Raw genomic sequence first — 17944 nt, forward strand, 5'->3', positions numbered from 1 at the left:
AAAATGGCGAAATACCACGTATATGGACTCGGTGCAGCACTAGTGGATACCGAAATTGACGTTACTGATAGTGATCTGGACACCTTTCAAATTGAAAAAGGCCTGATGACATTGGTTGATGAAAACCGTCAGCATGAACTGATCGATAACCTGAAAGGCCACTTAGTCCATTCAAAACGCACCAGCGGTGGTTCCGCCTGTAATAGCGTTGTAGCGGCCAGCAGCTTTGGTGCCAGCGCTTACTATTCTTGTAAAGTCGCCAATGATGAAAATGGTGATTTTTACTTGAACGATTTAAAAGTGACCGGAGTAGATACCGATTTCGACGGCGACAAAGTTGACGGTATTACCGGTAAATGCCTGGTAATGATCACACCGGATGCTGAACGCACTATGAATACCTACCTGGGTGTGAGTGAAACCTTGTCAGACATTGACCTTAACCAAGCCGCTTTGGTCAATTCGGAGTACGTATACTTTGAAGGTTACCTGGTGACTTCTGACACTGGTCGTGCGGCCGCCATCAAAGCGCGCCAGTTGGCAGAGCAGAGTAATGTTAAAACGGCTATCAGCCTTTCTGATCCAGGTATGGTGCAATTCTTTAAGCCCGGCTTACAGGAAATGATTGGCGAAGGTGTTGATCTTTTATTTTGCAACAAAGACGAAGCGTTAGGCTGGGCTGAAACGCAAAATATTGACGAAGCCATTGCAGCGATTAAACAAGTGGCTAAAACATTTGCCATCACACTTGGAGCAGACGGCGCTGTAGTGTTTGATGGTAATGAGCTAATCACTATCAAACCCTATGCGGTTAAAGCGGTTGATACCAATGGCGCAGGCGATATGTTTGCCGGAGCCTTTATTTACGGTATTACCCACGGCATGTCTTTTGCGCAAGCCGGTGACCTGGCAAGCAAGGCGGCGGCCCAGGTTGTTTCTGGTTATGGCCCTCGCTTAAGTGTTGATGCGCATAAGGCGCTGTTAGCCTAGTTTAAGGATTCTGTTCGGAGGCAGCTGGCTGCCTACAGGCCCAGCCCAAATAAAAAGTACACAAAGCCAGTGCCACCAACCAGGCGGTTGAGAAGCCATAGAAATGCAATACAACACCGCCCAGTAACGGGCCTGTTACCCGTCCCCAGGCTGACATGGACGCGGTTGTTCCCATCATCTGTCCGCGAAAGCGCAAAGGTGTGCGTTTAGAGGTAATAGAATTAAGCATCGGCAGACAAAGCGAACAACCTGTCACCGTCATACAAAAGGCTAAAATCATAAAGGGCATTGTGTTGGCAAAAGCTGCAACCAGAAATCCCAAACAGGCAAAACTGATACCCATTATCAAGACGTTGATTTCACTCATACGAATAGATAGTGGACCAATGGCCTTCATCTGAATAACGGCAATTACCAAACCTTGAATACCAAATACGATACCGACATCCCGCGGGCCCCAATCCAATAAGCTGGCCACCCATAGCGGAAACAGGAAGCTGATCATGCTAACGCAAGTGTTATGTAGGGTATATACCGAAGCCAGGATGGTGTTATGAGTTTCTTTTAGCATGGCAAGCAAAGACACTTTCTGGTGTTTGGCTTGCTCTGCGGTATGCTCTTCACGCTTTTCCAGTGTGATGGTTTCTTCAAGCAAGAAGAAACCGGCAACAATGGCCAACGTTGAAAGACCGGCGGCAACAAAGAAAGGAAGAGTATAAGACTCGCCATTGCCACTTAAAATACCGCCCAGAGTTGGTCCAATCACCATACCCAGACCAAAAGCCGCACCAATCATCCCCATGCCTTTGGCGCGATTTTTTGGGGTAGTCAGATCGGCGATCATGGCAGAGGCCACACCAAAGTTACCCGCCATCAAGCCGCCAAAGGCGCGCCAGAAATAAATTGCGGTTAGCGTGGTGGCAAAGGCCAGGCCAATATAAGAAATTGCCGCGCCCGTTAAACAAATCAGGATAATAGGCTTGCGGCCAAAACGGTCACTTAAACGCCCCCAAAACGGCCCACAAAGGCCATTAAAGATAGAGTAGGTGGCGATAATCAGGCCAATTTCAAGGCTGGATGCACCCATATCCGGTGCCAGAAAAGGCAGGATAGGTATAACAATACCAAAGCCAATCAGGTCGATCAGCACAGTTACAAACAGGAATTTCATAAACAGGCTTCTTGGTTTAAACACTAGAAGCGCACTTTACTGATTTCCCTATCTTATGTATAGCCAGTGGTTATTGCCAAAGTGTGTCGGTTAGTTTGTTGAGCAGGCGTTACTGTCAGCGGTTTTACTTCGTTTTGTTGACCTTTACGTTAACGTCAAGTAAGCTCCCCATTATCAACTTTTAACAGGGTCTTTCCCCGTAGCTGAATATGCCTAAATCCAAGCAATACACAATCTCCGAGTTAGCCGCAGAGTTTGATATCACTACCCGCACCATCCGCTTTTATGAGGAGAAGGGACTACTGGCCCCCGCCAGAAAGGGTACCAGCCGTGTCTATAGCGGTGCTGATCACACCAAATTAAAACTGATTTTAAGAGGCAAACGCCTCGGTTTTTCGCTGGAGGAAAGCGGCGAAATTATCCGCCTGTATGACCCGGCCCATGGCAACAAGGCACAGCTTAAAAAGCTGATGAAGGCAATACAGGTACGACGTGAGCAGTTGGAAGATCAGTTGGAAGATTTGCAACTGATGATGTCAGAGTTGGATCAGGTAGAACAGCGGGCGGCTGAAACGCTTAAAAAACCCTAGCTGAAGCTCCTAAAAACGCTAAAAGGACAGAGTCAATGAATACCCCTTACCCCACCTTAAACTTTAACCTCGGCCAAGACATCGACATGCTTCGCGATGCGGCTTATAAGTTTTGCCAGGATGAAATAGCGCCCCGTGCACAAGCGATTGATGCGGACAATACCTTCCCCATGGACCTGTGGAAAAAAATGGGTGATATGGGTTTGTTAGGTATCACCGTTGATGAAGCCTATGGCGGCAGCAATATGGGCTATCTGGCCCATGCGGTAGTGATGGAAGAAATTTCACGGGCTTCCGCTTCGGTGGGTTTATCCTACGGTGCCCATTCCAATTTATGCGTTAACCAGATTTTTAAAAACGGTACCGATGCGCAAAAAGAAAAATACCTGCCCAAATTATGCTCCGGTGAACATATCGGCGCTTTGGCTATGTCCGAGCCCAATGCCGGTTCCGATGTGGTCAGCCTAAAATTAAAAGCCGAAAAGCAGGGCGATTGCTATATTCTGAACGGCAATAAAATGTGGATCACCAATGGCCCCGATGCCAACACCTATGTGATCTATGCCAAAACCGATAGTAGTGCCGGCTCCCGTGGAATTACCGCCTTCATTGTTGAACGTGATACCAAAGGTTTTAGCCAGCATCAAAAACTCGACAAACTGGGCATGCGTGGCTCTAACACCTGTGAACTGGTGTTCGAAAATGCCGAAGTTCCCGCAGAAAATATTCTGGGTAAAGAGGGTGGTGGTGTTGCGGTATTAATGAGCGGCCTGGATTTTGAACGGGCCGTGCTGGCAGGCGGCCCCCTGGGTATTATGCAAGCCTGTATGGATCTGGTGGTCCCCTATATCCATGACCGCAAACAATTTAACCAAAGTATTGGTGAATTCCAATTAGTGCAGGGCAAAGTAGCGGATATGTATGCGGAGCTGGCCGCCTCCCGCGCTTATCTGTATGCCGTGGCCCAAGCCTGTGACCGCGGTCAGGAAAGCCGCAAAGATTGTGCGGGGGTGATTCTATTTGTCGCCGAGCGCGCCACACAAAAAGCGTTAGATTCCATTCAGTTACTCGGTGGCAATGGATATATCAATGAATTCCCCGCGGGTCGTTTATTGCGCGATGCCAAACTGTATGAAATTGGTGCCGGCACCTCGGAAATTCGTCGCATGTTAATTGGCCGTGAGTTATTCAACGAAACCCAATAATTTTTAGGGAAAACAGGATGCCCGCTATGCCTCTTATTCAATCAAAAATTAATACTCGCTCAGCAGAGTTTAAAGCCAACACTGCACATATGCAGCTGCAGGTGGATGACCTGCGCCAGAAGCTGGAAACTATTAAACTGGGTGGAGGTGAAAAGTCCCGGCAGCGGCATCTGGCCCGGGGTAAATTACTGCCCCGTGATCGGGTGGCGGGTTTATTGGATCCCGGTTCGCCTTTTTTAGAAATTTCGCAGTTGGCCGCCATGAATGTTTACGATGAAGATGTCCACTGCGCTGGTGTTATCGCAGGTATTGGCAGAGTCAGCGGCCAGGAGTGCATGATTGTGGCTAATGATGCCACAGTAAAAGGTGGCAGTTATTATCCTCTCACCGTAAAAAAACATGTACGGGCGCAAACCATTGCCGAGGAAAATAATTTGCCCTGTATTTATCTGGTAGATTCCGGCGGTGCCAATCTTCCCCGCCAGGATGATGTGTTTCCGGATCGCGAGCACTTTGGTCGTATCTTCTTTAACCAGGCCAATATGTCGGCGCAAAATATTCCGCAAATTGCTGTGGTGATGGGATCTTGTACCGCCGGCGGTGCTTATGTTCCTTCTATGGCCGATGAATCCATCATTGTAAAACAGCAGGGCACCATCTTTCTTGGTGGGCCACCGTTGGTTAAAGCGGCCACCGGCGAAATAGTATCGGCAGAAGATTTAGGCGGAGCCGATGTTCATTGCCGCACCTCCGGTGTTGCCGATCATTTAGCGCAAAACGACCACCATGCCTTAGAGCTGGCAAGAAATTCGGTGGCCAGGCTTAACCGCGTTAAACCGCTGGCCTTAGATGTAACAGAGCCTGTTGAACCGCTGTTTGATCGCCAGGAAATTTACGGCATTATCCCCAAAGACACGCGCCAGCCCTACGATGTTAGAGAGATTATTGCCCGCATTGTCGATGGCTCCGACTTTGATGAGTTTAAAGCCCTTTACGGTTCAACCCTGGTCTGTGGCTTTGCGCGTATTTCTGGCTACCCGATTGGTATAGTCGCCAATAACGGTATTTTATTTGGCGAGTCTGCACAAAAGGGTGCGCACTTTGTTGAACTCTGTGCACAGCGAAAAATCCCTCTTGTCTTCCTGCAAAATATCACCGGCTTTATGGTCGGCAAACAGTACGAAAATGATGGTATAGCCAAACATGGCGCCAAAATGGTCACCGCAGTCGCCACCGCAAAAGTGCCTAAATTTACCGTATTGATTGGCGGTTCTTTTGGCGCTGGCAACTACGGTATGTGTGGCAGGGCCTATGATCCACGCTTTATGTTTATGTGGCCCAATGCCCGCATATCAGTAATGGGTGGTGAACAGGCGGCGGGTGTACTAGCGCAAGTAAAGCGTGACCAAAAAACCAAGGCCGGTGAATCCTGGAGCGAGAGCGAAGAGGCTGAATTTAAGCAACCCATCATCGACAACTACGAACGGCAAGGGCATCCCTATTATGCCTCAGCCCGACTGTGGGACGATGGTGTAATAGACCCGGCACAAACCCGTGAAGTATTGGCCCTTGCCATCTCAGCAAGCCTCAACAAAGAGGTGGAAGACACAAAATTTGGGGTATTCCGCATGTAAGCCCCCATCCACCGACCAACGTCATTCCCGCCTTCGCGGGAATGACGGAGTATTATTTGCGGGAATGACAGAAAACACTTTAATCACATTAAGGAAAAATTATGAACTTTGTAACAACCACCCTCGATAACCGCGGCGTTGCTACAGTCACCTTAAATAATCCTGCAAAGCATAATGCTTTCGATGATGTGGTTATTGGTGAATTAACCGAGGCATTTAATACCCTAAACGACAATGCGGATGTGCGTGTTGTCGTTTTGGCCGCCAAAGGAAAAAATTTTTCCGCCGGCGCAGATCTGGGCTGGATGAAGCGAACCGCTAACTACAGCCGCGAGGAAAATATCGCCGATGCACAAGCGCTTGCCGGCATGCTAAAAACCTTAAACACGATGACCAAACCAACCATTGCCCGCATACAAGGTGCAGCCTTTGGTGGCGCAGTAGGCCTGGTGAGTTGTTGTGATATGGCGGTAGCGGCTGAGCGAGCCGTATTTAGTTTAAGCGAAGTAAAAATCGGTCTGATCCCCGCCACCATTAGCCCCTATGTGATAGCCGCCATTGGCCAGCGTGCTGCCCGTCGATATTTTACAACTGCCGAACGATTTAGTGCCGCTGAGGCTTTAACATTGGGATTAGTATCAAAGCTTGTTAGCACCGAAGAAGAACTTGACCACGCTGTTACTGAATTAGTTAAGCAGTTATTAACCAGTGGGCCGCAAGCGGTAACAGCGGCCAAGCAATTAGCCTTTGATATGGACCGTGAAATTAGCGATCAGCTTATTGCGCAAACCTGCGAGCGTATTGCTGATATTCGCACTTCCCCTGAAGGGCAGGAAGGTCTTACTGCCTTTTTGGAAAAACGTTCACCAGCTTGGGTGCAGTAGCCTATGTCACAACACTACTTTAATAAAATTTTAATAGCCAACCGCGGTGAAATTGCTTGCCGGGTTATTCGCACTGCACGCAAACTCGGTATTAGCACCGTGGCGGTTTACAGTGATGCTGATAAAAATGCCTTGCATGTCAGTATGGCTGATGAAGCGATACATATTGGTGGCGCCCCGTCGCGGGATTCTTATCTGGTTTACGAGCGCGTTATTGATGCCGCGAAAAAAACCGGCGCCGAAGCCATTCACCCCGGTTACGGTTTTCTCTCAGAGAATGCCGAGTTTTGTAAAGCCTGTAAAGATAACGGCATTGTCTTTATCGGTCCCCCTGTTGCTGCTATTGAAGCGATGGGCTCCAAATCCGCCGCCAAAACTATTATGGAAAAAGCAGCAGTACCACTAGTGCCCGGTTATCACGGCGATGATCAAAGTCGCGATGTCCTTAAACAAGCCGCCGATGATATGGGCTATCCGGTATTGTTAAAAGCGGTAGCTGGCGGTGGTGGCAAAGGTATGCGCCAGGTATGGAGTGAATCGGAATTTGATGAAGCACTGGCTGCTGCCAAACGCGAAGCCAACAACAGTTTTGGCAACGACGATATGCTGGTGGAAAAATATTTAACCCAACCCCGCCATGTTGAAATCCAAGTGTTTTGTGACCAGCATGGCAATGCTGTTTATTTATTTGAACGGGACTGCTCCGTACAGCGCCGTCACCAAAAGGTCATTGAAGAAGCACCAGCGCCCGGTATGACAGAAGCCTTACGCACAGCAATGGGAGCGGCGGCTATTCGTTCCGCACAGGCGATTAACTACGAAGGGGCGGGCACGGTAGAGTTTTTACTGGATAGCGATGGCTCATTTTATTTTATGGAAATGAACACACGCTTACAGGTGGAGCACCCTGTTACAGAAATGATTACCAGGCAGGACCTGGTTGAGTGGCAATTGCGTGTTGCCGCCGGTGAAGTACTGCCAGCCACACAGCAGGCATTATCATTAACAGGTCATGCTTTTGAAGCGCGTATTTATGCCGAAGATCCCGATAATGATTTTTTGCCAGCCACCGGCAGCTTGTCCTTTTTACAACCCCCGCAAAACTCTACGCATGTGCGAGTCGATACGGGTGTATTACAAGGCGATGAAGTCAGTGTCTATTACGACCCGATGATAGCCAAACTGATTGTATGGGATGAAAATAGAGACAAGGCCCTGCAGCGATTAACCAAAGCGCTGAAGGAATATCGCATCAGCGGTATAACGACCAATATTGACTTTCTTTATAACCTGGCCAATTCCCAGCCCTTCCGCGATGCAGATTTGGATACCGGCTTTATTGAAAAACACCACGAGGCCATTTTCCATGCTGGCGCAGCGGATCTGGAAAAAGAATTACCGCTGGCCAGCCTTTACTTGATTCTGGAGCAACAACAACAGGCCCGGAAAAAACGCGCACAATCCCACGATGCCAATTCACCCTGGTTTGATGCCAATGGCTGGCGTTTAAATGAAGCACCTGGCCACCGTTTTCAATTACAGATTCACCAACAGGTCTACACCGTTGTTGCAGAGCAATTGGGTACGGGATCAAACAGTCGTTACGCTATAACAGTTAACGGTAAAACCGTTTTGGCCCAGGGCCAGTTGCAAGGCACCGAACTTAGCGCCACCATTGATGGCCACCAATTGCGTGCATCGGTGGCTGCTTACGAGGGTAGCTATAGTCTTTATACCCAGCATAGCGCCTTAAGTTTTAGTGAGGTCAAACCCGACCTGGGCGATACCGATACGGGCACAGACAGCGGTGGTTTAAACGCGCCCATGAATGGTACCATGGTCGCCCTGTTAGTAGAGGCTGATGCAGCCGTGAAAAAAGACGATGCACTATTAGTGATGGAAGCGATGAAAATGGAACACACGATTCGCGCACCTGCTGATGGCAAGGTCATAGAATTTTATTACCAGGCTGGGCAGCTAGTGGACGGTGGCGCCGAGCTCGTCAACTTTGAAGTGGTTGAGTAATAATGAACTACCCAAAAAAAGTCCGTATCGTAGAAGTGGGGCCGCGGGATGGATTGCAAAATGAAAAGCAGCCTATCGACACAGCGACAAAAATTCAGCTGATTGAAAAACTGGCCAGTGCTGGAATTAGCTATTTAGAAGCCGGCGCTTTTGTAAACCCTAAATGGGTGCCACAAATGGCAGGCAGTGATGAAGTCTTTATCGGTGTTAAGCGTGCAAGCCATGTTACCTACGCCGCATTAGTGCCTAACCTGAAAGGCTTTGAGCGTGCGGTTGCGGTTAATGCCACTGAGGTTGCTGTTTTTTGCGCCGCCTCTGAAGCGTTCACCCAAAAAAATACCAACTGTTCCATCGACGAAAGTCTTGCCCGGGCAAACAGCGTTATCGATGCCGCCAAAGCTGCAAATATTCCGGTGCGGGGTTATATCTCTTGTGTGGTGGGCTGCCCCTATGAAGGTGATATCGCGCCGGAGAAAGTGACTTATATTGCCAAACGTTTATTGGCAATGGGTTGTTATGAAATTTCTTTGGGCGATACCATCGGTGTCGGCACACCTGCCGCCGTAGCCACCCTGTTAGATGATCTCTTAACCGTCATTCCCGCCGCTCAACTGGCTGTACATTTTCACGATACCTACGGTCAGGCCCTGGCCAATATTTTAGTGGCCTTGCAAGCCGGCATTGCTGTGGTCGACAGTTCTGTTGCGGGTTTGGGCGGCTGCCCCTATGCCAAAGGTGCCTCGGGCAATGTTGCTACCGAAGACCTGGTCTATATGTTAGATGGCATGGCGATTGAAACAGGGGTTGATTTAGCGGCCCTGATTGATACTGGTAATTGGATATCCGGGAAGCTGGGCAGAACATCCTCCTCCAGTGTGGCGCTGGCCAGTATTTCTTAATCATTTGCAAATGGCCCGCCCTGCAGGAGTCGAACCTGCGGCCTTCCCCTTAGGAGGGGGACGCTCTATCCAGCTGAGCTAAGGGCGGAATAAATAACTTCCCAAACAGGAAGGTCGCTGATTTTAAAATATTCTTCTTCTTCTGCCCAGTCCTGATTGATCTTATGACATTATCTGAAAGACCGTCATTCCCGCGAAGGCGGGAATCCAGCCTGCATGCTTATGCTGTTATTTCCGCTAAGGCGGAAATTTACAGCACTGGATTCCCGCCTTCGCGGGAATGACGGGGAGCGGGGGGAGCGGGAATGACTGTCCTGTGGGGTGTGAAGTTATCGAGGCTTGTTAGCGGTTTTATTCGTTGTTAGAGTGGGCAGCAAGCCTCCTTGAGAATAATACGATGTTAGATAGTCGTCCGCTGTTATTAGCGACAGATTTTCCGCCGATAAAACGCGGTCATGTTGAAACCCTGCAAGTCAATCTCGGTTATCTCTGCAATCTAAGTTGCGTGCATTGCCATGTTAATGCCGGTCCTTCCCGCACCGAGTTGATGGATCTGCCCACTATTGAGTTAATCCTGCAATATATCGACCAGCACAATATCAAAGTATTGGACTTAACCGGCGGTGCGCCGGAAATGAATCCGCATTTTCGCTATTTGGTGACCGAAGCGCGCCATAGAGGTGTTGAGGTGGTCGATCGTTGTAACCTGACCATTTTATTAGAACCGGAATACGCCGAAGCAGACTTAGCAGAATTTTTAGCGGAGCAGGGAGTGGTGGTGACCGCTTCCTTGCCTTGTTACTCCGAAGAAAATGTTGAAAAGCAGCGGGGTAAAGGTGTCTATGATGAAAGTATTGAGGCGCTGTTAAAGCTAAATGCTTTGGGTTATGGGATTGATCCCGATAAACCGTTGAACTTGGTATATAACCCTGTGGGAGCCGTGCTGCCGCCACCACAGGAACAATTACAGGCGGACTATAAGCGTGAATTAAAGCAGCGTTTTGGTATTGAATTTAATCAGTTATTTACCATTACCAATATGCCCATCAGTCGCTTTGGCAGCGTGTTGATGTCCCATAATGAATTTGATGCTTATATGGAGCTGCTAAAAAATAATTTCAGTAGCGATAATTTAACCACGGTGATGTGTCGCAGTTTGATCAGTATTGATTGGCAGGGTTATGTCTATGACTGTGATTTTAATCAAATGCTTGAAATGCCTTTAATCGCCAATGATAGGGCCAAAACCCATTTGTCTGACATAGTGGCGGATTCAGTGGTCGGCAGTGATATTTATATCGGTGATCACTGCTTTGGTTGCACAGCGGGCCAGGGCAGTAGCTGTAGTGGCGCATTGAATGACTAAGCCCTCGTGCTTGCTCAGTATTATTGTTCCTACCCTGAATGAAGCTGAGACTATTACAGCAACTTTGCAGCCTTTACAGATGTTACGTAACCAGGGGTGTGAAATTATTATTGCGGATGGTGGCAGTGATGACCATACCGCTGAGCAGGCAGCTCCATGGGTGGACCAGTTGGTGGTGACTGAAAAGGGCAGGGCGAGGCAGATGAATGCCGGTGCAGATTTAGCGCAAGGCCGCTGGTTGTTGTTTTTACATGCAGACACCTTACTTACCGCTAATTTTTCTTCTTTTTTAATATCCCTTGCCAGCACTGAAAAACAGTGGGGTTTTTTCTCGCTGAGCTTAACCGGACGTCATATTTTTTTTCGGGTGATTGAAACCGCTATAAATCTTCGCTCACGGCTAACCTCTATAGGTACAGGGGATCAGTGTTTGTTTGTTAAAAAGGCTTTGTTTTTACAGCTTGGCCGCTTCCCTGAGATAGCGCTGATGGAAGATGTTAGTTTGTGCAAAACTTTACGCCAGCACTCATCACCCTGGGTTTGCATCGATAAAGTACTGACTTCCAGCAGGCGTTGGGAGCAGCATGGCATACTAAAAACGGTAGGCTTGATGTGGCGGTTGCGGTTGGCTTATTTTCTGGGAGCGAGCCCGGATCGTTTGGTAAAAATTTATTATGGCCGCTAGCAACAATAGAAAAACGATTGTCGTATTTGCCAAGGCACCGGTTCCCGGCGAAGTAAAGACCAGGCTAACACCTTTCTTAAGTGAAGCTAGTGCTGCAGATTTACATCGGCGTTTAGTGGTTCATACACTGCAAACAATAACTCAGCTAACAGATTGCTTTATTGAACTATGGGTGGGTAGCGAACACGATTGGTGGACTGAGTTGGCAGAGCGATTTGCTGTGCCTGTTTATAGACAGCGTGGCAATGACCTGGGAGAAAGGATGTCTTATGCATTGGATAAAGCATTGCAAGGCTCCAAACAGGTTTTGATTGTTGGAACGGATTGCCCCGATATTACACCGCAGTATCTTCAGCGAGCCCTTGATAGCGTGGAACAGCAGGGAGTGGTTATTGGTCCCGCCGATGATGGTGGTTATGTCTTGCTGGGTTTAAGCCAACCCATGCCCTGGCTGTTTAATGATATGCGGTGGGGGGCCGATAGTATTTTTGCCACCACTGTGGCGAGGATGGAAGAAAAGGGAGTTAGCTGGTTTGAATTGCAACCATTGAAGGATATAGACCGGCCTGAAGATTTTATTCGGTTACAACAACTAAGACCCAATCTTACTGAGGGCCTTAGTGTTAATGGTACTTGATCAGGCGCTGGTAATAGGGCGGCCAGTGCTGGTGGTAGTGGCATCACCTTCTTTAGTATAGAGCTTGTTACGGCTATTCTGGCCGCGCAATAGATCCAGAATTTGACCCACCACCAGGCGGGTACGCTTGGCAATACGTTCATTGATTGCATTTAGCTTTTGGCATTGTTGCCATTGGTCACCGAGCTGACGCCAGGCTTTGGCAATAGCTGGCGCCTGCACATCGGCGGCCTCCAGAATGGCTTGCTCGTCGTGGTAGCCGGCGGTTGCCAGTAATTGTTGGCGGGTGTTGGCGTGAAATTCCAAAATGGTCAGCATCTGTTGCTTTTGGCCGATGATCTTTTGAAACTCATCGTAGTTGCGTTGTTCCAGTGCGTTGCGCTCTCGTTGCAATAAATCGAGAAGCTTTGAGGTAGCGGGAATATCGTGTTCGAAGGTGGCTTCGATTTCTGACCACAGATTGCTATTAGGAGACTGTGTCATTGCTGTATACCTCTGATCGTTCGTAATGATGTTTTTGTATTTGCTACTGGTTAAGCCCCTGCCCAGGGGGTATTAGCCAGAAAATCCAGTGCCTTTAGAACAGCGCGCCTGAATTTATAATCTTGTCGGCGAGTACCAAATCGTCGACCTTATAGTCACCGTTTTCGAGGGCTGCCTTGATGTTCTCGGCGCGCTCGATATTGGCATCTGGCAGGCTGTTAATTTTGTCAGCCATGCTTTGCAGGGTTTTTACTTCGCTGCTTAGCTGCACATCATCGCTGTCAGCTGCGTTGCTGCTATCAGCGCTTGCAGGTGCTGCTGTGGGGCTGTCGGCGGATTTTTTGCCGCCTTGTTCCACTAGTGTTTTTGGGCCGGAGTAACCTCCTAAGCCATTGATATCTCTAACCATTTTCAACATCCATTACGGTAGCGCGGGCGCTGTTGGGCAATTTACTGAACGATCGTAGTGGCTATCGGCAATATCGCCGCGAACTTTAGCTTGACGGGAACAGTCCACACGACAGCCCCCCGTTTTACAGCTGGATAGCTACCTGCCCCGGCCCGCTCACCCTGGCTTCCACAACCCGTTTTGACTGGTTGTTGCGCACGCTGATTTGCTGTCCCTTATGGCCGTCCATCAGTGCAACACCGGCAATTTTGACCACCAGCCCCCCGGAGCGGGCGGTCATTTGTACTTGTTCCCCTTTTTTAATGAGCAAAGGGGGTGACAGATAGTTGGCGATAACAGTTTTATCGGCCCGGATCGGGCGCTTTGCCTGCATCCCTATGACTTCTTCCATAGCAGTAAAATAGGCACCGTTTAACTGGCTGATATCGACTTCCCGCATCTCAAGCTCGGCTTTGGTCAACACTTCGCCCTTGGCGATAGGGCTGATAGTGGTGACAATTGGGCGGAATAAGTTGACATCTACCGGAACGTATAACGACCAGGGATTCTGCTCATTGCAGCTAACCCGAATATTGACCCGGCCAATGCTATTGCGAGACTTTAGCTCGGTTTCCAGCTCATGGGGGCAGTCTTTCATGGCTAGTCTGGGGTCCAGGATATTGACGGAGTATTCAACACGGACGCCCACTTTATAATCTTCAGATAATTGGGCGACATAGTCGTCCATAAATACGCTGACCCTGGCTTTGATATCCTCTGCACCGACATCCCCGTAGGACACACAGGCATACAGGCATACCACTGCCCTTAAAACCAGCGTCCTAAAAAACAGGAAAAAATTACGTACTATCATGATCTTGGCCTATGCTCTATTGTAGTAGAGGCTAAACTGTTTCTATTGAGTGCCTATTGCCTGTTAAGGCTGAAACCGGGCTCTCAATAGGGGTAGTACTCCCCGTTGTTATCTGGCTATAGCTATAGATAATTTGTTGGATATATCGATAGCCCACTATGTTCACCTGGAAAACCAACGTTTCACCGCGATGATGCTCGAAACAGGATCGTCGAAAAACTGTCGGTGGATGCGTATTTAGTGATTCATTGCAATAACTGTGCCCTTTGAGCCATTGACTGCATTGGGTTTCAAATTAGTAGTCAATTCTCAGGAGAATGGTATGGCAGGTGTAATGGAGAGCGTTAACCAGCGCACCCAGCTGGTGGGCCAAAACCGGCTGGAACTCTTGTTATTCAAGCTTGCAGGTGGCCAGGTTTACGGTATTAATGTGTTCAAGGTGAAGGAAGTTTTACAGTGCCCCAAACTCACCATGATGCCTCAATGTAATCCCGTGGTCAGGGGGATTGCCCATATCCGCGGCGGTACACTGTCGATTATGGATATGAGCCTGGCGACGGGTCAGGCCAGGTTGGAAGATATCGATAATTGTTTTGTCATTATCACTGAGTACAACACCGCCACCCAGGGCTTTTTGGTGCGAGGCGTTGAGCGCATTATCAATATGAACTGGGAAGATATTCACCCGCCACCCAAAGGTTCAGGCAAAGAGCATTACCTCACCGCAGTGACTGAGGTGGATGGCAAACTGGTAGAGATTATTGATGTAGAAAAAATCCTGTCGGAAGTGTCACCCATGGAAGAGGAAATTTCTGAGGAAATTCTCGAGGAAGAGGTCACCCAGTCAGCGCAATCAAAGCATGTATTAATTGTGGACGACTCGGCGATAGCACGTAAGCAGATCAAGCGCTGTGTTGAAACCGTAGGTGTTGAAACTACCTTGCTTAATGATGGCAGGCAGGCTCTGGATCATTTGTTGGAAATTACCGAGTCGGGGGAGAGTGCGGCGGAAAAATACCTGGTAATGATTTCCGATATCGAGATGCCTGAGATGGATGGTTATACGCTGACAGCTGCAGTAAGGAACGACCCTCGATTGGCTGACCTGCATGTGGTGTTGCATACTTCGCTCAGTGGCGTATTTAATCAGGCGATGGTGAAGAAGGTTGGGGCGGATAACTTCCTGGCTAAATTCAACCCGGACCAGCTGGCCACCATGGTGACAGATAGAATAAAAGCCGCCGATGGTGCAAGCTGATAACCTGTCAGTAATATACCGTTAAAATTAAAAGTTTGCCGCTGTTAACAACAGCGGCATTGAGTAGTTGTAGTATTTTCGGAGTTTTCTATGTTACTAGCGTTTGGCCGTCGTATGTCTGCCTTATTCGAGGTTGCCAATGGTTGCTAGTTCACCTGTTGATTATCAAGTGTTTCGGGATTTCCTTGAGGATGCCTGCGGTATTTTGCTGGGTGAAAACAAGCAGTATTTAGTTTCCAGCCGTTTAAATGCGTTAATGGTCGAGCACAATATTGAAACCTTACGTGAGCTGGTTAAGCGTATAAGTCAGATCACTAATCGCAAACTTAAAGAGGCGGTCATTGATGCCATGACCACCAATGAAACCTTATGGTTTCGCGATAGCCACCCCTTTGACATCTTTAAAAATAAATTGTTGCCTGAGTTTCAGCAAGGGCGCAATGGCTCTATGCGGGTTTGGTGTGCCGCCTGTTCTTCAGGTCAGGAACCCTATTCGCTGGCTATGATGACAGAAGAGTATCGCAGTTCCAAAATGGGAAGTTTAAAGAGCCCCGTTGAAATAGTGGCTACCGACTTATCCGCTTCCATGTTGGAGCAATGTAAGCGGGGTGAATATGACAGCCTGTCCCTGGGGCGTGGTTTAAGTCAGGATCGCCTTAAGCGTTTCTTTGATAAAGCCGATGGCGATGTCTGGAGGGTGAAGCCAGAGTTGCGTAAGCCTATTCGTTTTCAAGCCCGAAACCTGATGGACAGTTTTTCCACCATGGGTAAATTCGATGTGGTGTTCTGCCGCAACGTACTGATTTATTTTTCTGCCGAGCTGAAGCTGGATATTTTACGCCGTATTCATACCAGCTTACGCCCCGGTGGCTACTTGATTCTCGGTGCCTCTGAAGGTTTATCCGGGGTAAAAGAGTATTACGAAATGGTGCAGTGCCATCCCGGTATTATCTACCGCGCGATATAACCCCATAACCGTCATTCCCGCGAAGGCGGGAATCCAGTGATCTGGATGCAGTCTGGGTTCCCGCCTTCGCGGGAATGACGTTGCTTCGTGGTTATTGCCGCCCCTTGCCACATCCCCTTAAAAAGCGGAAACCGCTTGCCGTTATCTTCCCGACCAAAAAATTAACTCCTTAACTATCAACAGCTTATAACTCTGGCATACCCCTTGCTATAACTTAGCTGAGATTCTAATTAATCCGTTTCAGGTTAGGTAAAGATGGCAATCAGTTTTGACAGTGCATTAGGTATTCATGAAAAGGCCCTGCATGTTCGCGCCAAGCGAGCAGAAGTATTGGCCAATAACCTGACCCATGCCAACACGCCCGGATTTAAAGCCCGTGATATTGATTTTAAAAGCATCCTTAGAGGCCAGATGAGTGCCAGTAGCACCAACATGGCTGCGACCAATAGCCGCCACTTTGGTGCCGGCGCCAGCGATATGGTTAATCCTGAGTTGCTATATCGTACGCCACTACAGCCTTCGCTGGATGGCAATACCGTTGAAGAGCAGGTTGAGATGAGCCGCTTTGCTCAAAATACCATGGATTTTCAAGCCAGTTTCCAATTTCTAAATGGCAAGTTCAAAGGGTTGAGAAATGCCATTAAAGGAGATGTTTAATGTCACTGAATAGTGTTTTCGATATTGCTGGCATGGGAATGTCAGCACAAAGTATTCGGCTGAACACCACGGCCAGTAACCTGGCCAATGCGCAGGCCGCAGACAGTAATGCCAGCCAGGTATACCGCGCTCGCCACCCGGTTTTTGAAACCATGCGCCGGGATATGATCAACAACGATTATATGTCGATGAACCCCATGGCCAGTGATTCGGCAATGGGTGTGCGTGTCAGTGGCATTGTCGAGTCCGATGAGCCGTTGGAGCGCAGGTATGAGCCCAACCACTTAAAAGCCGACAAAGATGGCTATGTGTATTACCCCAACGTCAATATGGTGGAAGAGATGGCAGATATGATTTCTGCGTCGCGCTCTTTCCAGATCAATGTTGAAGTGATGAACTCCGCTAAAACCATGATGCAGAGAGTGTTAACGCTGGGGCAGTAAGCTTGCCCAGAGTAATAAATTTTTAAACCTTATTTGATGTAGACAAAAACGGATCATAACGATGACAGACTCAATTAGCACCGGCCTACTTAGCGATATTTCCGTCCGTGAAAAGTATGGCTCCACTACCGTCGGCAAAGAAAAACAAGAGCTGGGGCAAGATGTTTTTCTTGAGTTGATGGTGACGCAAATGCAAAACCAAAACCCACTGGACCCGCAGGAAAACAGCGAATTTGTTGCGCAGCTGGCGCAGTTCAGTTCGGTTGAAGGTCTGGATAAATTAAACAATACGATGAATGACTTCGTCGGTTCGTTCCAGTCGAATCAGGCGCTACAGGCATCGGCCATGGTGGGGCGTTTCGTCAAAGTTGATTCTGAGACTTCCTATCTGGGTAATGACGGCTTAATCGCCGGTACCATTGATTTAACCCAGAGTACCAATGATCTAAAAGTTAAAGTTTTTAACTCGGACGGAGAACAAGTAGCCGAAGAAATGATGGGTAAAAATACCGCGGGTGAAATACCCTTTGCCTGGGACGGTGCTGATGGCGCAGGCAATCAATTACCAGCCGGTTTTTACACCTTTGAAGTAACGGCCAACTACGGTGGTAATCCAGTTCGATTAAATACCGCATTAAGCCATAACGTGGATAGCGTGAGTGTTGGGGCCAATGGCACCATCAGCTTAAATATTGCCGGTGCTGGCACTAAATCCATGTCAGAAATCAGAGAAATTTTGTAGCTTGCCGCCAACGGGTGGCAGGCTGAATTTATTACATAGCTAAAAA

The 17944-nt window shown here is 48.4% G+C and carries 19 protein-coding genes and 1 tRNA gene; 15 read left to right on the forward strand and 5 right to left on the reverse strand.

Translation table 11 applies throughout. The annotated features are described in order from the left end of the window. Positions 1 to 3: 3 nt before the first annotated feature. Complete coding sequence (locus tag P8H32_RS05365; protein WP_297293203.1) at positions 4 to 990, forward strand: adenosine kinase; 987 nt, start codon at positions 4 to 6, stop codon at positions 988 to 990. A gap of 1 nt (position 991) precedes the next feature. Here P8H32_RS05365 and P8H32_RS05370 read toward each other — a convergent pair whose 3' ends face one another. Next, positions 992 to 2161, reverse strand: coding sequence for an MFS transporter (locus P8H32_RS05370; RefSeq protein ID WP_301088642.1), 1170 nt, complete (start codon positions 2159 to 2161; stop codon positions 992 to 994). 209 nt (positions 2162 to 2370) lie between these two features. Here P8H32_RS05370 and P8H32_RS05375 point away from each other — a divergent pair, with 209 nt between their 5' ends. The 6 genes from P8H32_RS05375 (at position 2371) to P8H32_RS05400 (ending at position 9398) form a co-directional block, all read left to right on the forward strand. Next, positions 2371 to 2751: a MerR family DNA-binding transcriptional regulator gene (locus tag P8H32_RS05375; RefSeq protein ID WP_297290715.1), complete on the forward strand. Its 381-nt coding sequence runs from the start codon at positions 2371 to 2373 to the stop codon at positions 2749 to 2751. A gap of 35 nt (positions 2752 to 2786) precedes the next feature. Next, a complete protein-coding gene (locus P8H32_RS05380; RefSeq protein ID WP_301088643.1) occupies positions 2787 to 3956 on the forward strand; it encodes an isovaleryl-CoA dehydrogenase in 1170 nt (389 codons plus the stop codon). Positions 3957 to 3982: 26 nt separating this feature from the next. Then, complete coding sequence (locus P8H32_RS05385) at positions 3983 to 5590, forward strand: carboxyl transferase domain-containing protein (RefSeq protein WP_297290717.1); 1608 nt, start codon at positions 3983 to 3985, stop codon at positions 5588 to 5590. Between the two features lie 101 nt (positions 5591 to 5691). Further along, positions 5692 to 6474 carry an enoyl-CoA hydratase/isomerase family protein gene (locus P8H32_RS05390; RefSeq protein WP_297290718.1) on the forward strand — a complete coding sequence of 261 codons (783 nt, stop codon included), beginning with the start codon at positions 5692 to 5694 and terminating at the stop codon, positions 6472 to 6474. A 3-nt stretch (positions 6475 to 6477) separates the two neighbouring features. Beyond that, on the forward strand, positions 6478 to 8499 hold the full coding sequence (locus P8H32_RS05395) for an acetyl/propionyl/methylcrotonyl-CoA carboxylase subunit alpha (RefSeq protein ID WP_297290719.1): 2022 nt from the start codon (positions 6478 to 6480) through the stop codon (positions 8497 to 8499). Positions 8500 to 8501: 2 nt separating this feature from the next. Continuing rightward, on the forward strand, positions 8502 to 9398 hold the full coding sequence (locus P8H32_RS05400) for a hydroxymethylglutaryl-CoA lyase (protein ID WP_301088644.1): 897 nt from the start codon (positions 8502 to 8504) through the stop codon (positions 9396 to 9398). Between the two features lie 11 nt (positions 9399 to 9409). On the opposite strand, the gene P8H32_RS05405 is transcribed toward P8H32_RS05400, so the two are convergent. Next, positions 9410 to 9486 (reverse strand) — tRNA-Arg (locus tag P8H32_RS05405). A gap of 309 nt (positions 9487 to 9795) precedes the next feature. Here P8H32_RS05405 and arsS point away from each other — a divergent pair. The 3 genes from arsS to P8H32_RS05420 are packed head-to-tail and all read left to right on the forward strand — an operon-like array spanning position 9796 to position 12086. Next, on the forward strand, positions 9796 to 10764 hold the full coding sequence (arsS, locus tag P8H32_RS05410) for an arsenosugar biosynthesis radical SAM (seleno)protein ArsS (protein WP_301088645.1): 969 nt from the start codon (positions 9796 to 9798) through the stop codon (positions 10762 to 10764). Further along, a complete protein-coding gene (locus P8H32_RS05415) occupies positions 10757 to 11449 on the forward strand; it encodes a TIGR04283 family arsenosugar biosynthesis glycosyltransferase (protein ID WP_301088646.1) in 693 nt (230 codons plus the stop codon). The genes arsS and P8H32_RS05415 overlap by 8 nt, the downstream gene beginning before the upstream one ends. Further along, positions 11439 to 12086: a TIGR04282 family arsenosugar biosynthesis glycosyltransferase gene (locus P8H32_RS05420; RefSeq protein ID WP_301088648.1), complete on the forward strand. Its 648-nt coding sequence runs from the start codon at positions 11439 to 11441 to the stop codon at positions 12084 to 12086. The genes P8H32_RS05415 and P8H32_RS05420 overlap by 11 nt, the downstream gene beginning before the upstream one ends. Here P8H32_RS05420 and P8H32_RS05425 read toward each other — a convergent pair whose 3' ends face one another. The 3 genes from P8H32_RS05425 to flgA all read right to left on the reverse strand — a co-directional run bounded on the left by P8H32_RS05425 (position 12087) and on the right by flgA (position 13831). Beyond that, entirely contained in the window at positions 12087 to 12569 is a 483-nt protein-coding gene (locus P8H32_RS05425; RefSeq protein WP_297291801.1) for a flagella synthesis protein FlgN, read from the reverse strand. A gap of 94 nt (positions 12570 to 12663) precedes the next feature. After that, on the reverse strand, positions 12664 to 12978 hold the full coding sequence (gene flgM, locus P8H32_RS05430; RefSeq protein ID WP_297291800.1) for a flagellar biosynthesis anti-sigma factor FlgM: 315 nt from the start codon (positions 12976 to 12978) through the stop codon (positions 12664 to 12666). A gap of 124 nt (positions 12979 to 13102) precedes the next feature. Next, a complete protein-coding gene (gene flgA / locus P8H32_RS05435; protein ID WP_301088649.1) occupies positions 13103 to 13831 on the reverse strand; it encodes a flagellar basal body P-ring formation chaperone FlgA in 729 nt (242 codons plus the stop codon). 322 nt (positions 13832 to 14153) lie between these two features. Here flgA and P8H32_RS05440 point away from each other — a divergent pair, with 322 nt between their 5' ends. The 5 genes from P8H32_RS05440 to P8H32_RS05460 all read left to right on the forward strand — a co-directional run bounded on the left by P8H32_RS05440 (position 14154) and on the right by P8H32_RS05460 (position 17898). Continuing rightward, positions 14154 to 15089, forward strand: a complete 936-nt coding sequence (locus P8H32_RS05440) for a chemotaxis protein CheV (protein ID WP_301088650.1) — start codon at positions 14154 to 14156, stop codon at positions 15087 to 15089. Positions 15090 to 15228: 139 nt separating this feature from the next. Then, positions 15229 to 16056, forward strand: a complete 828-nt coding sequence (locus P8H32_RS05445) for a protein-glutamate O-methyltransferase CheR (protein WP_297291797.1) — start codon at positions 15229 to 15231, stop codon at positions 16054 to 16056. A gap of 255 nt (positions 16057 to 16311) precedes the next feature. Continuing rightward, the gene (flgB, locus tag P8H32_RS05450; RefSeq protein ID WP_297291796.1) at positions 16312 to 16713 is read left to right on the forward strand and encodes a flagellar basal body rod protein FlgB; all 402 of its coding nucleotides are present in this window, start codon (positions 16312 to 16314) and stop codon (positions 16711 to 16713) included. Further along, positions 16713 to 17156 carry a flagellar basal body rod protein FlgC gene (gene flgC / locus P8H32_RS05455; protein WP_297291795.1) on the forward strand — a complete coding sequence of 148 codons (444 nt, stop codon included), beginning with the start codon at positions 16713 to 16715 and terminating at the stop codon, positions 17154 to 17156. The genes flgB and flgC overlap by 1 nt, the downstream gene beginning before the upstream one ends. A gap of 61 nt (positions 17157 to 17217) precedes the next feature. Continuing rightward, positions 17218 to 17898 (forward strand): flagellar hook assembly protein FlgD, encoded by a 681-nt coding sequence (locus P8H32_RS05460; RefSeq protein WP_297291794.1) that lies wholly within the window; start codon positions 17218 to 17220, stop codon positions 17896 to 17898. Positions 17899 to 17944: the final 46 nt, after the last annotated feature.

It is taken from the genome of Oceanicoccus sp., from assembly GCF_029238675.1.
Classification (GTDB): Bacteria; Pseudomonadota; Gammaproteobacteria; order Pseudomonadales; family Dasaniaceae; genus Oceanicoccus.

Coding starts and splice junctions, on each gene's coding strand:
- P8H32_RS05390 (WP_297290718.1), top strand. CDS start 5,692: ATGAACTTTGTAACAACCACCCTCGATAACCGCGGCGTTGCTACAGTC.
- P8H32_RS05365 (WP_297293203.1), top strand. CDS start 4: ATGGCGAAATACCACGTATATGGACTCGGTGCAGCACTAGTGGATACC.
- flgM (WP_297291800.1), bottom strand. CDS start 12,978: ATGGTTAGAGATATCAATGGCTTAGGAGGTTACTCCGGCCCAAAAACA.
- P8H32_RS05425 (WP_297291801.1), bottom strand. CDS start 12,569: ATGACACAGTCTCCTAATAGCAATCTGTGGTCAGAAATCGAAGCCACC.
- P8H32_RS05395 (WP_297290719.1), top strand. CDS start 6,478: ATGTCACAACACTACTTTAATAAAATTTTAATAGCCAACCGCGGTGAA.
- flgB (WP_297291796.1), top strand. CDS start 16,312: ATGGCAATCAGTTTTGACAGTGCATTAGGTATTCATGAAAAGGCCCTG.
- P8H32_RS05445 (WP_297291797.1), top strand. CDS start 15,229: ATGGTTGCTAGTTCACCTGTTGATTATCAAGTGTTTCGGGATTTCCTT.
- P8H32_RS05420 (WP_301088648.1), top strand. CDS start 11,439: ATGGCCGCTAGCAACAATAGAAAAACGATTGTCGTATTTGCCAAGGCA.
- P8H32_RS05400 (WP_301088644.1), top strand. CDS start 8,502: ATGAACTACCCAAAAAAAGTCCGTATCGTAGAAGTGGGGCCGCGGGAT.
- arsS (WP_301088645.1), top strand. CDS start 9,796: ATGTTAGATAGTCGTCCGCTGTTATTAGCGACAGATTTTCCGCCGATA.
- flgA (WP_301088649.1), bottom strand. CDS start 13,831: ATGATAGTACGTAATTTTTTCCTGTTTTTTAGGACGCTGGTTTTAAGG.
- P8H32_RS05370 (WP_301088642.1), bottom strand. CDS start 2,161: ATGAAATTCCTGTTTGTAACTGTGCTGATCGACCTGATTGGCTTTGGT.
- flgC (WP_297291795.1), top strand. CDS start 16,713: ATGTCACTGAATAGTGTTTTCGATATTGCTGGCATGGGAATGTCAGCA.
- P8H32_RS05380 (WP_301088643.1), top strand. CDS start 2,787: ATGAATACCCCTTACCCCACCTTAAACTTTAACCTCGGCCAAGACATC.
- P8H32_RS05385 (WP_297290717.1), top strand. CDS start 3,983: ATGCCTCTTATTCAATCAAAAATTAATACTCGCTCAGCAGAGTTTAAA.
- P8H32_RS05375 (WP_297290715.1), top strand. CDS start 2,371: ATGCCTAAATCCAAGCAATACACAATCTCCGAGTTAGCCGCAGAGTTT.
- P8H32_RS05415 (WP_301088646.1), top strand. CDS start 10,757: ATGACTAAGCCCTCGTGCTTGCTCAGTATTATTGTTCCTACCCTGAAT.
- P8H32_RS05460 (WP_297291794.1), top strand. CDS start 17,218: ATGACAGACTCAATTAGCACCGGCCTACTTAGCGATATTTCCGTCCGT.
- P8H32_RS05440 (WP_301088650.1), top strand. CDS start 14,154: ATGGCAGGTGTAATGGAGAGCGTTAACCAGCGCACCCAGCTGGTGGGC.